9 protein-coding genes and 3 pseudogenes are annotated in these 14088 nt (G+C 31.4%); 1 reads left to right on the plus strand and 11 read right to left on the minus strand.

Features of this window, described 5'->3' with window-relative positions:
• A pseudogene (locus tag BIV60_RS26400) lies at window positions 1–125 on the minus strand (DUF3311 domain-containing protein); the annotation flags it as partial.
• The gene (locus BIV60_RS26405; RefSeq protein WP_071358635.1) at window positions 122–352 is read right to left on the minus strand and encodes a hypothetical protein; all 231 of its coding nucleotides are present in this window, start codon (window positions 350–352) and stop codon (window positions 122–124) included. The pseudogene BIV60_RS26400 and the gene BIV60_RS26405, both read right to left, overlap by 4 nt.
• 1171 nt (window positions 353–1523) lie before the next feature.
• Here BIV60_RS26405 and BIV60_RS26410 point away from each other — a divergent pair.
• Window positions 1524–2318 carry an LCP family protein gene (locus tag BIV60_RS26410; protein WP_071358636.1) on the plus strand — a complete coding sequence of 265 codons (795 nt, stop codon included), beginning with the start codon at window positions 1524–1526 and terminating at the stop codon, window positions 2316–2318.
• Window positions 2319–2726: 408 nt separating this feature from the next.
• Here the strand turns inward: BIV60_RS26410 and BIV60_RS26415 are convergent, their stop codons facing one another.
• The 9 genes and pseudogenes from BIV60_RS26415 to BIV60_RS26455 form a co-directional block, all read right to left on the minus strand.
• Window positions 2727–3983, minus strand: coding sequence for a glycoside hydrolase family protein (locus tag BIV60_RS26415; protein ID WP_071358637.1), 1257 nt, complete (start codon window positions 3981–3983; stop codon window positions 2727–2729).
• 1137 nt (window positions 3984–5120) lie between these two features.
• A pseudogene (locus tag BIV60_RS26420) lies at window positions 5121–5429 on the minus strand (transposase); the annotation flags it as partial.
• A gap of 272 nt (window positions 5430–5701) precedes the next feature.
• Window positions 5702–6673 (minus strand): UDP-glucose 4-epimerase GalE, encoded by a 972-nt coding sequence (galE, locus tag BIV60_RS26425; protein WP_071358638.1) that lies wholly within the window; start codon window positions 6671–6673, stop codon window positions 5702–5704.
• Window positions 6670–8076 (minus strand): annotated as a pseudogene (locus BIV60_RS26430) (phospho-sugar mutase). The gene galE and the pseudogene BIV60_RS26430 overlap by 4 nt, the downstream one beginning before the upstream one ends.
• A 209-nt stretch (window positions 8077–8285) precedes the next feature.
• Entirely contained in the window at window positions 8286–9605 is a 1320-nt protein-coding gene (locus BIV60_RS26435) for a UDP-glucose dehydrogenase family protein (RefSeq protein WP_071358639.1), read from the minus strand.
• 229 nt (window positions 9606–9834) lie between these two features.
• Window positions 9835–11115 (minus strand): hypothetical protein, encoded by a 1281-nt coding sequence (locus BIV60_RS26440; protein ID WP_071358640.1) that lies wholly within the window; start codon window positions 11113–11115, stop codon window positions 9835–9837.
• Between the two features lie 77 nt (window positions 11116–11192).
• Entirely contained in the window at window positions 11193–11612 is a 420-nt protein-coding gene (locus tag BIV60_RS26445; RefSeq protein WP_071358641.1) for a serine O-acetyltransferase, read from the minus strand.
• 185 nt (window positions 11613–11797) lie between these two features.
• Window positions 11798–13246 (minus strand): lipopolysaccharide biosynthesis protein, encoded by a 1449-nt coding sequence (locus tag BIV60_RS26450; RefSeq protein WP_256218563.1) that lies wholly within the window; start codon window positions 13244–13246, stop codon window positions 11798–11800.
• A gap of 48 nt (window positions 13247–13294) precedes the next feature.
• A partial coding sequence (locus BIV60_RS26455; protein WP_141770570.1) for a glycosyltransferase occupies window positions 13295–14088 on the minus strand: 794 nt, incomplete at its 5' end.

Here is a 14088-nt window from a genome sequence, read left to right on the forward strand (position 1 = left end):
CATAATACAATCCAGAAAAGGATAAATGGCATTCCTAGAACATATGGGGTCATTCTGTTAAAAAGGATTGATCCACCCAGCATACCTATAAACGGAATCAAAGCCAACCAATGATAATTTTTCATTCGATATACCCCCTCTTACCATGAACTAATTGCACAATCTTTTGTGCTTGGCTCGTCGCATGAATAATCTCTTGTACACCATGTCCAATGCTTACTGTTACTGCACCCGGAGAACCGTCAATATATTTATTTCCTTCAAGATTATAGATATCAATTCCCACTCCATATAGTGCAGTAGGATATTCACTTCCTAATACCTGTTTAATTAGGTATTCACGTTTCTCCATATATATAAATCCCTCTTTCTAAACTGTCGAAATTTATTACCAAATGTTAGGATGATTAAATTGTATTATACATTTAGAATTTCCACTATTATACAAAAGGACAAAGAAATAGACTCGCTTGTATACACCATGTATAAGAGGCTCGAAAAATATTTATATTAAATGAAAAAGGAGTTTAATAAATCGAGAGAAGGAACTGACTTACGTTGGAGATTCGAATGCATGAAGCATTACAACTTCCTATTATGCAACACAAACAAAATTGATTGCTGGTAAAATGGGGGGTAAATAGGCGGTAGCTTTTGATTCCGGCCGATAAAAACATCAGGGATTTCATAGGTTCTGCGACAGAAAAGGAACCACCTTTAGAATCGCAGGAGGTCACCAGCAGCATCGGCATTTTTAAAATATAGAAGTTGGGATTAAAAAATAGATAGCTTATGTAAATGGTGATGAAAACAATTATTGAATCTATTGCGACTAAAGCCGTAATTCTTTTTCGATAGGTAATCCGCTGATCCCCCACTTTTACGCCATATTATTTCCAACAAATTGTTATTTTTTGCGTGATATTTTTATCGCATCACTGTCGAATAAATGGGTAAAGTAAAGGTTTTTAGCGAAGTTTGTTACTTTTATCCTCTCTATTCGATTCTTTAACAAAACTTAATTTTCTCCCGTTCGGAATTGTCGAAAACATCTATTACCCCCTTAACAAGCTTCTCGTTTTTTTCCTTCTATTATTTGGTATAGTAAAAAAACATAAATAAGTAGGTATAAAGCCATTAACAAATTTATAAGTAAACAAAAAGTTCAGAAAATAACCCCATCGCCATTGTAAGCGCCATCATTTATTGTGTAATAAATACAACTGAAAATCAAAAAAGGTAATCTACAACTTTAAAGGAGTGGATTTGTATGGAAAGACAAGCAAATTTCTTGACTGGATTATTTTGGGGTACATCTATTAGTGTTCCATTGTGGATTGCATTTTTGGGTTGGATCAAAATCATGGTTCGTTTATTTGTAAAATAGGAAGCCTTATCCTTATTAGGATTGGCATAATAGATAAGCGTAAAGTTCTAAAATGGAACTTTACGCTTTTTTGATTGAACAAATTTTATGAATTTCTGGTGGCGCCAATCACTAGCATTGATGTTGTTTCCAATATATGTGTAGCTCTTATAACGTATTATTAATTGGATCTGACCAAAGAAAAGGAGATCACGCCGGTCATTCTGACTCGATGATGCTTGTCCACGTCGATTTAAATAAAAACGAATACCATGCTGTAAGCATCCCGCGTGATACACGGGTTCATTTAGATGGATATGGCTATACGAAGTTGACAAGTGTTCAATATATCATGCAGTCGACAAAAGGTCAAAAGGAAGGCGTTGAAGCCGCAGTCAAAGCAATAGGTGAGCTTACTGGGGTTCCAATTAGCTACTATGTAGAAACCAATTATTGGGACTTTCAATCCATGGTAGATTCTGTTGGCAGCATAGATATGAATGTTCCGTTCGATGTAGCGTTAACTCATCCATGGTATAAGGAAAATAAAGATAAAGTCATTAAAGCAGGGAATCAAACTTTAGATGGAAAAATGGTTACGGAGGTTGTGCATGAACGCTATTCACTAAAAAATGGTGAATACGGTCGTCAACAATTGCAAGAAGAGGCCATGAAGGGAATCGTCAAAAAGGCATTAGATCCAAGTAATATAGGGAACCTACCTTCATTAATTAATTCAATCTCAGATTTTATTGTAGCTAGCAATATGTCAACATCCGATATGTTAAGCCTTGGGCTTGCGGTAAAGGACTTCGATCCGAATAAACAATTATCCTACCATCAATTACACGGTGAGGGGAAATCGATGTATGATGATATCCTAAAAGCTAATAACTCACAAATTGTTTTAGTTGAACAGCAACTAAAGGAAATTATGTCTAAATATTTTTAAATAATCAAATATGGAAGATAAGAATTTATGAGAAGATCTTGAGTATATTACCAATTATGTAGATACCAGAAATAAAAAACACAAAATGGACATGTTACTCATGTCCATTTTGTGTTTAATGGTTCTTGAAAAGATTCTAAAGATCGTAATCCGTCCAAAGGGATTCACTCATAACCACTCAGTCACTTCTGAATCTTCAATCAAATAAAATAAATGACTATAACCAAATTAGATTTTTGAATTGTATATAAGGTAGTATCCCTGTAAATTCAAAGCGTGATATTATTATTTCTTTAAACATCCCCTTTAATAGTAACGCTCGGTGTTGATTTTCAGTTAGGGTGTCTCACCCGCTCATTCCTCTTATAATATGGAAAGTTGTTTGTCATATTCAACTATTAAAGATCTTTAGTTCAATTCTAAATTATTGATTATACTATTCGCATCTACATTAATGAATTCACCACCGGAAGAAACATTAATCGGATAGTATCCGTAAATATCGGATAACTTTAGGTTCTTAATGTTAGAACTATCTGAAACATTGACGTAAGGTTTCAATACGTTAGTATTAACATACTGATAATTTACTTTGTTTATGGTTAAATTATTTATGATACTTCCGCCTATATCTTCACTTCCCCCATTGTTTTGAACTAAGCGAACCCACAAGAAACCCCGGGCGTTAGAAGGGTCTTTCATGTCTAAGGTTGCGTTTATATCTTTAATACTAAGATTATCAATAACACCTTGAATCCTCATAAATTCCGTATTAACTGTTGCATTTACGTTTTCTATAACGATATTTTTAATTTTATAGTCAAAACCACCAGAATAAACGGCAAATCCTCTATAACTAGCAAATGATGAATCTTTGCCATTGCGTTCCATTTTGATGTTTCGGATAAAAACACTATCTATAGGGAATAGATTTCCACCACCTTCCCAATTACATCCAGGAGCAATAGCGATGAAATCATCATCTGTAAATCCTCTGATATTTTCATATGTGAGATTTCTTGATGCACCTGTGATTCCATCACGTCTTGAACCACCACCTGGGAATAAGGTTAATTCAAATGGGCTTAAATCTTGCCAAATTTCTATATCGTGAAAATATGCGTGTTGATTTCCCCAGTGAGTAATCGCTTGACCACGTATACTTTTAATAAGCAGATTACAAACTTCAATTTTGTAAAAATTATAGAGCGTGAGCCCTCTTGAAACGTTATGATTGGTTCCAGAAACTGTTTCATTCCCTTGATTGGCATCGTTCCCGTCAATGATACCACCTGACCACTTGAAATTTTTCTTACCTGTTGTGGTATCAGATTTGAACATATAACACCGAGCGTTTGCGGCTAATAAAAACGTTGCTTGTGGGTGACATATTACTTCTGTATCATCATAAATAGTGATTGTTTTTGAAATTATGTAAGTATCTTTCGGAAAATAAATCTTTCCTTTTTCGTTAAACAGTTCTTGTACCCTTTTTGTATCGTCGGTTTCGCTACCTACTCTTTTTCTAACTTGCTTCTTTATATCTGCTACACTCGCATCTTTTTTAAAAAAATTCCAGTCTTCAACATCCTTTTTAATCGAGTACCCCAAAAAGAAAGCAAGTATCCAAAATATTAAATCTAATATAAATTTCCTTCGATTCAAAATACTCACCTCTATTACTATAATACTTCAATCCTAACTTCCTTATAAAATAAGTTAATGCTTAATAAGAAATTGCAAGAACAATTTTTATGAGGTAACTAAATTTCTTCTTAAATTAAGAGATGTTTTGCCAAGGCATATGCTTTTTTAGATTCAACACATTAAATTATAAATTTTTCCATTTCACTAAACTCTTCTAATTGACAAATTGGACATTCCCTTGAATATACTATTTTTCCACTTTCAAGTATTATTTCAACCCATCGTTTTCCATTCCAAATATATACAGTTATCCATTATAAATCATAGGTGACTCTAATTTCCGTTCCTACACTGTTTAATATATAAAAGATTAACAATCTTTTTGCTTTTGGTGTATCTGCATTCGGAGTACAGTGGGTGAGCAAATAAACTCAGGTATAAGAGATAACTAGATGAAAGAGCGGCATCGGCAAATAAATTATACAGCTTAATTGGTATGGCAAAGGGGAGAAATAGTTTTCGCCCAACAATTTAGAAATCTCGGATGCTGGAAAACCAAAGAAGATGTGTGTAATAGAAAACAAGATTTAATAAAATAATTCATCCATGATTGCTAAAAACACTTTTGATTGCAGTAATATCTTAACGGTAAAAAGAGTTAAAATCAAAAGAGTTAGAAGAGCAACAATTGAATTATTGTAATGGGAAATTCACAATGGAGTACTAAAACATTAAATGGGAGTTAATATATCATGTTAATAAATGAATTGAAAATTGTTATTCTTTCAAATGATGTTAAACTTTGTACAAAGCTCACTTGGTCTAGAGAATTAAATGATGTTTATATTGAAATTAGGTGATCTATAAATACTTTGAAAATTATAATGTGGATAGTATAAGTTTATAAACAGATATAAACAAGGTTGGATAAAACTGTTTATTTAATGACCAAATACCAAAAAATTATACGTCTTGTGCGACTGTTCAATTTTTAAAAGGTTACTATAACTGGACAAATCGAATTTGCACTATAATAGGTTACGGAACAAGTACCAGTAACCTCTGTCATTAATTGAATTAGTAATATAAAAGTGTAACGTTCCTTTTAAACATCTTACGCTTTTTGATCTGAACCCACAAAGTTAGACAAGAATTTTATGCATCTTCCTGGGCATGAGTACGGTATTGAATCGGACTCATGCCTTTAAAATTTGCCTTAATTCGTTTGTGATTGTAATATTGAATATACTTCTTCTATTTCTTGTTCAAATCCTCCATACTGTTAACTTCTTCAAGATAAAGTAGTTTACTTTTTAATATGCCGAAGAAATTCTCCATCACTGCGTTATCTAAAAAATTCCCTTTACGAGACATGCCTTGTGTAATTCCATGTTCTTTCAATGCATGTTGATACTTCTTTATCCGATAATGCCAGCCCTGATTAGAGTGAAGAATGAGGGTTTCGCGAAAGGTTTCAAATCCATGTTTTCGATACTTCGCTACCCATTTTTAACATCGTGATACTGACATTATTGCGTTGTGCTGTAACTTTGAAAGATTCCATACCTTTAAGGTAGTCTTGAATAGCATTTATTTTTATTTCCAGTAAATATTTCGTTATAAAAAACTGCACCTCCAATTGTTAGTTGTGTTTTACAATTGGGGAGCAGTTCATTTTTGGTCCTTTTTTAAAACTCACAGATTAAATTACACAAATCTTGGTATATTCTTTTAAATTAGTATTTTTGATTTTGATGCCATTTCCATGCATCATCAATGATTTTATCTAATTTTCGTTCTGCTTTCCAACCTAGTTCGGTAAAAATTTTTTCGGATGAAGCCACTAGCCTTGCTGGGTCACCTGCACGACGTTCCGTAAGTACAACATTAGCTTTCAAACCCGTTACTTTTTCACATGTCTCAATGACTTCTTTTACTGAATAACCTTGGCCATTACCCAGATTATAGATTTCTGACGATTTTCGCCCTTCTAATAAAGCTTCAAGTGCTTGAATATGAGCATTCGCTAAATCAGTAACATGAATATAATCCCTTATACAGGTTCCATCATGTGTATCATAATCGGAACCGAACACAGCAATCTGTTCACGTTGACCTAATAATTGTTGAAGGATAATCGGGATTAAGTGAGTTTCCGGTTCATGACTTTCGCCAATCTCTGCTGATTCATGCGCACCTGCTGCATTAAAATAACGTAAAATAACATAATTCAATCCATATGCAACATGAAAATCAGTTAGAATTTGTTCAATCATCAATTTAGAACGTCCATATGGGTTAATGGGTGATGTAATAATTTCTTCCTCAATTAATTCTACATTGGGAACTCCGTATGTAGCAGCCGTTGAAGAAAAGATAAAATTTTTTACATTGTTTTTCATCATTACATTTAATAACGTCAATGTTGATGCCACATTATTTTGATAATATTTGAATGGATCCACTACAGACTCACCTACTAAACTATAGGCAGCAAAATGCATAACCGCCTTGATAGGATAGTTGGAAAAGATCAACTGGAGATCTTCTTCACTTCCAATATTACCCTTTACAAAGATAGCTCTGCTATCTATTGCTGCCCGATGCCCTGTTGACAGGTTATCAAGAACAATGACGTCTTCTTTCTTCACTAATTCTTTAACGAGATGGCTACCGATATATCCAGCTCCCCCAATAACAAGAATCATAATTCCGATCCCCTTCCTAAGATTTCATAGACCTTCCCCATTACAGCCTGTTTTAGTGAGGAAAGCTTCTCTTGACTACTCTCCATCGTTGTGTCTTTTACTCCAAAGTAAAATTTCACTTTCGGCTCTTTTCCTGAAGGACGAAGTCAGAACCATGATCCATCTGCTAAATGATATTTTATAACATTGGATTTAGGTAAATCAATTTTGCTCTCAACACCATTTCCAACCCTAATGGAAGTAGAATAGTATTCAATAGACTTTACCTCTAATCTTGCTATTTCTTCTAATCATTCTCTCCTAAATGTATCCATTAATGCCGCGATCTGTTCGACCCCATCATTGCCTCTTAATGTAATTGACTGGAGACCTTCTTTATAAAATCCGTATTTTTCAAAAATAGCTAATAGGCATTCATACATGGTCATGCCTTTGGTTTTACAATAAGTAGCTGCTTCGGCAACAAAAGTGGCAGATTGAACAGCATCCTTGTCACGTACAAATTCGCCAATCAAATAACCATAGCTTTCTTCATATCCAAAGAGGAAGGTATTCTGCCCCGTTTGTTCAAATTCATTAATTTTTTCTAATAAACTTAAAGCCTGTTAGTATGTCCATTACTTCCAGGCAATAATGCTTTGCAATGGCACGGCCTATTTCGAAAGTTACAATCGTTTTAATAACCACACCATCTTCCGGCAGGATCCCTTTTGCTAGTTTTTGAGAAAGAAGACACTCAAGCATTAGGCACCCATTTGGTTCCCGGTTAAAACTACATATTCTCCGTTAGTATTTTTAACCGCTACCCCTAAACGGTCGGCATCCGGGACAGTTGTCATGAGGACATCCGCGTTGATTTGCTCACCATATTGGATGGCTAATTCCAATCAGCATGCTCTTCAGGTTTCGGCAATGTAACTGTAGAAAAATTCGGATCCGGTAATTCCCGTTCTTTTACGACGGTGACATTTTTCAAACCCAAATGCCTTTAGCCCTTCACGAACTGGTTTGTTTCCAGTACCATGTATCGGAGAGTAAACAATTTTTAATTCTTTCGCCACATCTGAAACTAACTCCGGATTTAACTGCAATGTTCTAAGGCAAACTTCGGAGATTTATGGCGTGAATCATAAGCAATAACAACTCCATGGTGTTTAGCAATCTCACCTTGTTCCGCAATGTATCTGGCAAGTCCTTCTGCAGCTCTACGTATCGTGTAAATGTTTAACGATTGATCCCAGGTCCAAGTTCTCCGCGTATACCCCAGTACCAAATTCTAGGTGTTTATAAAAGCTATCTTCTAGTAAACTTTTTTTGCTTTTAAATTCGAGTAATTTATCTTATAAATCATCAGCCAAATTATTATATGAAAACCATTTTCGAGCATTGTCTAAGCCGTTCAAAATATATTCTCCATTCTCATAGATAATTTTTTTTACAGAAATCCTTGTAATTTACTTAGGTGATTTTTCTATAAAGTTTATATTTCTATTACTTATCTTTTATATTTGAACAAAATAATACATCCTTGCCTCTATTTAATAGACAAGGATGTTATAAAAAACTTTTATCTATAATACCTTCTAATTTAATCAAATTATACAAATAGTATCTAGACTAATAAAGGTTCTAAATTATTTATTGTTTCTCTTCCAATAGAATCATAAATGATGTTAGCTTTTTTAACGTTAGTAAGATCGTAGCAGTTTCTTCCATCTAAGACAATTGGATTTTTCATTAATTTTCTATATTTTGATAAATCAAAGCCTTTGACCTCATCCCATTCTGTAAAAATAAAGCATACATCCGCATCTTTAAGAGTTTCTTCAATTGTATAGCAGTATGTGATATCATCTGGATGTAATTTTTGAAAGTTATCAAAGCCCACAGGATCCCAAGCTTTAACATTTGCCCCATCCTCTAGCATAATCGGAATATTAACAAGTGATGGAGCTTCTCTTAAATCATCAGTACCTGGTTTAAATGTTAATCCTAGTACTGCTACATTTAAACCCTTTAAACTATCAAAATATTTTCGTGATTTTTTGATTAATTTCAGCTTTTGATTTTCATTAACATCTATAGCTGCCTTAATTGTTTTTAATTCGTAATCGTGGAAATTTGCCAACCAATGTAATGCTTTCGTGTCTTTAGGAAAACACGATCCTCCATAACCAATCCCCGAGTTTAAGAACTTATTACCAATGCGGCTGTCATACCCCATTCCAGTCGCAACATCGTCGATATTAGCACCAATGATTTCACAAAGGTTTGCAATTTCATTAATAAAAGAAATTTTTAAAGCTAGAAAATCATTTGAAGCATATTTAATCATTTCTGCACTTTTCCTGTTTGTAACTATAATTGGAGCTCCAAAATCCTTATATACATCCTTTAATACGTCCCCTGCATAGGAATCCTGTACTCCAACAACAATCCTTGAAGCATTTAAAGTATCTCTTACGGCAGTACCTTGTGATAAAAACTCTGGATTAGAAGCGATAGATACATTTACATTGTGAACTAGATTTGCTTTAATTAAATCTTCGATTTTATCATTTGTTCCAATAGGTACGGTTGATTTTATAACAATAATACAATCTTTCTGAATACTCTTTGCAATTTGTTCAGCCACTGAATAGACATAACTAAGATTTGCTGAACCATCATGTTTTTCAGGGGTACCCACTCCAATAAAAATAACATCCGCGTCCTTATATGCATCTTTATAGTCGGTAGTAAAGTTCAATCTAACCATATTTTTCACCATTAATTCTTCAAGACCAGGTTCAAATATAGGAGAAATCCCTGATTTCATTAAGAATACTTTCTGTTCATCTATATCTACACAAGAAACTGTATGCCCCTTTTCTGCAAGACACACACCAGTCACTAAGCCGACATATCCAGTTCCTGCTACGGCAATTTTCAATTTATATTCCACTCCTAAAATTAATTTTTTTGGTTTTTAAAAAATGTATTTTATTATACAAATGTTGTATTTTATTGACGAACAAATGCAAAATAAACAAAAGAAAATTTTAGTGCATGGTCATCTAAAACTAAGAAAAATTTTCAGTACCAGGATCTATTAAATTATAATCACTAACAATAGGTTTATAAAATAAATAAAAAAAAAATAAATATATTTATCCTTGTGATTATATTCTATTGAGTGTCAAATTATTTCCCAATGGTTCCTTCCCTAAATTCACCAAGATTAATATAATAAAGCATAATTGTGACATTGAATCCATTTCGTACTGTGCTATTCCATTATTTGTATTAATATACAGAGTTAATAAAAGAAAAGAAAAGAATAAATACCATTGTTTTCTTTTAACGAAAACATACAAAGGATATATAAGGATACAAAAATATATTAGGACCATACCAAATACACCATAGTCATAGGAAAACATAATAATCGGATATTCAAAACTCCCTGAATAAGTATTTAATCTTGACACAACTTCTCTAGAATACCCTGCCCCGCCACCATAAAAAAGTTGTGGTTTTTCTTCATTTGTAGTCAAAATCATCTTTATTACATCATTTCTTCCTGAGGTTAAGTCACCTGACTTTATCCCTTGCTGAAACCTCATTCCTAAATTATTTTGAAACAATGGGGTATTAAAGAAAACTATTAAAAAGCATACCGTAATGCTAATATAAACCCACTTATACTTTTTTAAAGAGTTAAAAAATATAACAAGAGTTGCACCAATAACAAGTGCTGTTTTACTTCCACTTAAAATAAGTCCAATAATTGTAATAATTGATATTAAGTATTTATTTAGTAGATATTTATCGTATCGTGCATATATACTATTTACTATAAAAAAGATTAAAAAATACTTTGAATTTTGTAAAGGGTGTCCTGATATAAAGTAAAACCTATAGATCCCTAACCTTTTTTCACTCAATAATATTTCAGCAAAATGCTGCCCCTTGTATACAGTCCTAGCTAAAAATAACTGTATAGAACTATTTGTAAAATAATCTATGATTCCAAAAAAAAGTACTATAATAATATAGACATTGAAATATTTAACAAAGCATCGTAATGTTTTAAGTGCTTGCTCTTTGTTAATAATTACACTTAATAAAAATAGTGGTGTTAATAAATTGCTAATAGTTATAACGTAATAATGTCCTGATTTTTGTAAAAAAAGTGAAACGATTAAATCAATCGCTGAAAAAAGAGTGACGATTAGAAAAATAGCAGGACGAATCCTTCCGTTACGAAAAGCAAAAGATATAAAAGATATTCCAATTAATAAGAATGGAATGTTAATCAAACCAACCTTTTCACCAAGGACACTTCGTGTTGTTTCATTAACAATAAATAAAAAAATTACAAATAAAATTGAAAAATTCAATTTTATACTATTTTTTTTGGACTTACTGTTTTTCAAAGAGCCTGAATAAGTAATATCCATACCTTCCTCCCTATTTGACAAAAATTTTTCTAAAAAAATAATTTCAAATATTCTTTAGAAATTAGCCAATTTTATAATTATAAATCCTTAAGAATATTATTCTCTTTTATAATTTTGGCTGGAACTCCTCCAATAATTAAGTCTTTAGAAAAATCTTTTGTTACAGTACTATTTGGAAGGACTTTAACATTATCTCCTATATTTATTCCTCCAACAATTGAGGAATTCGTACCAATAAAAACATTATCTCCTAATATTGGGGCTTTATTAGTTTTATAATTCAATCCTATTGTTGTGCATTGATGTATTGTAGCTTCATTACCTATTACTGCACTTTTCGATATAATTATACTAGTACAGTGAGGTATAAAGAGACCTTCTCCTATTTTTGCCTCTGGGTGGATCTCTACTCCAGTTATATGTTTATATGGTATATATAGGAGAAAAAAAAGAAAATAATATAATAGCTTACTAACCTTACTGTTTTTATTATACAAGCAATTTAATATTCTATATATTAATATAGCAGGAATGGAATTATAGTAAAAAAGACTTAATACTTTTTTGAATTTAGTTTTCCCATTTGTATGCCTTTTTATATCTTTTCTAATCTTCTTAAAAATAGCCTGTTCCTCCCTTTTTAAACTTGGTTTATGAAATTCTTTTGTTTATTTTTAATTATTTATGAAAAGTCCCACTCTTTTTTACTTTTATTATTATTTAGTAATATTATTTTTTTTATTGTTGGAATTTGAATTAATATAGTTAAACTAAGTAAAAACAAATTAATTAAATTTATATACTTATTACTTGTAGAATTGACTAGTGCTCCTAAGAAGATTGTTAGGGTAACTAATATGTGCCTTCTCAGAGGGAAACCAGTCCAATGTTTATTAGAAAAATAACTTCTGCCAAAGAAAAAGAAAATATAGGAAATTCCAGTAGCAATTGAAGCACCAATTGCACCATAACGGGGGACCAATAGCAAGTTTAATACTATATTGGGTATAATCGATATTAAACTTACAAATAAATTTAAATAACTACGCTTTGAAAAAACAATACCTAGAGTTGTTGTTTCGCTAACTGTATACATGATAGGTTGTAAGCATAAAAAGCCTATAATAAATTTTGAACCAATATAGTCTGGTGATAATAAAATAACAATAAAATCTTTAAATAGTAAAATTAAACAAAACAAAATAGACATTAGCAATAAAATAACATTACTAACTATTTCAAAGTGCTTGACATCTTTATCTTGACTATACCAACGGTATGCTGTTGGCACCCAAAAACTTGTAAAACTCACCTGAATTATTGATAATGTTGATGATACTTTTAGAGCAGCAGTAAAAATACCTATATTAGAAAAATCACTCCACATTCTTAAAGCTAATCTATCTAGTGAATTTAAAAGGTTATTAACTGATGCTGCAATTATCAAAGGTACTCCAAACTTTAATAATTTAAGAATTAAACTTTTATCAAATTTGAATTTCATGAAATTGAGTAATTTATTATAATGAATTATTAAATAAATATCACCAATAAGTTGTCCCAATGCAGTTGAGTACACTACAGCTAAAAAATCTTTTCTAATAAACATTACAAATATTAGTGTAAATACTAATATATTTAATCTGATTACAATATTAATTACTGAATATTCAAAGGCATTTTCTTTCATTCTAATTGAAAGTAATATGAAACGTTCAATAGTTAATGTAACTATTGTTAATCCAAATAATTTAGCAGCAATTTTATATTTTTCTGATTCAAATAAAAGCATGGAAACTTTGTTTGAATTAGTACAAATAATAACAAAAATGATAATTGATAAAATCAAAGGAAACAATAAAGCATTTTTTAATAAATTATCTTTTTTATCAACCTCATGATACTCTCTTGTATAGGATTGGTCTAATCCCAAATACAAAAAGCCCACAATTAAAACTTGGAATAAAGTAAACATACTCGCTTTTCCAAATTCACTTGGAGAGATAAAATAAGTCGTTATAGGTATTGTAATAAAAGTTATAAATGCACCTGCCACTGGACCAATAGAAAAACCAAGGAGTTTTTTTATAAATATATTCATGGTCGTAATAGAAAACTTTCTACCATTCACCTCTTCATAAAAAAATATTTTCTGTATTTAATTTGAACCTAATATGAATTAGTCTTTTATTCTTCTTAAACTTTTGGACCACTTATTTAAGATAATTTCTATTTTAAAGTCTTGTATTCGTTCTAGGCCTTTTTGTTGATAATATTCTCTTTTTTCTTTTTCTTCCATTAATTCCTTTAGACTTTCAGTAAAATTATTAACATCATTACTTTTAATCAAGATACCATATTCACCACTCTTTAAAATTTCATTTGGACCATTATTTTTAAAACTAATTATCGGTAATCCTGATGCCATTGCCTCTGTTATTACAAGCCCAAACCCTTCCCATCGAGAGGTAGAAATAAAAATTGACCCTGACGAATAAAGATCGCTCAACTCCTTACCTTTCAAAGCCCCTTTTAAGATAATTTTTTCTTGTAATTTATTTTTAGCGATCAAATGACGGAATTTTTTTTCATCATTGCCATCTCCTGCAACAAGAATCCTCCACCCATTATCTAAAGCTTTTCCAATATTTATTAAGTAATCCAATCCTTTTTGTTCTAAAATTAAACGACCCACAAAAATGATATTTTTACTATTTAAGTTTGATATGTTTGTATTTTGTATAGTAACTGGGTTATATATATAAGTTGAATTATTATTAATATTTTTGTATTTTATTAAGTCTGCTGAAGTTAAACAAACAACTAAATCTGCCTGTTTTACTCCTAACAGATAATCATTAACAAACCTTTTATAATAATTCTTTATATAAACGTCGAATTCATTATGTTGCCATGCAACCATTTTTATATTTGGTAATTCACTTTTTAATATAGGCAATAAAGCTGTAAGAA

The sequence above is a fragment of the Bacillus sp. MUM 116 genome (assembly GCF_001866655.1).
Classification (GTDB): Bacteria; Bacillota; Bacilli; order Bacillales; family Cytobacillaceae; genus Neobacillus.

Coding starts and splice junctions, on each gene's coding strand:
- galE (WP_071358638.1), bottom strand. CDS start 6,673: ATGATTCTTGTTATTGGGGGAGCTGGATATATCGGTAGCCATCTCGTT.
- BIV60_RS26440 (WP_071358640.1), bottom strand. CDS start 11,115: ATGGATATTACTTATTCAGGCTCTTTGAAAAACAGTAAGTCCAAAAAA.
- BIV60_RS26410 (WP_071358636.1), top strand. CDS start 1,524: ATGTGTAGCTCTTATAACGTATTATTAATTGGATCTGACCAAAGAAAA.
- BIV60_RS26405 (WP_071358635.1), bottom strand. CDS start 352: ATGGAGAAACGTGAATACCTAATTAAACAGGTATTAGGAAGTGAATAT.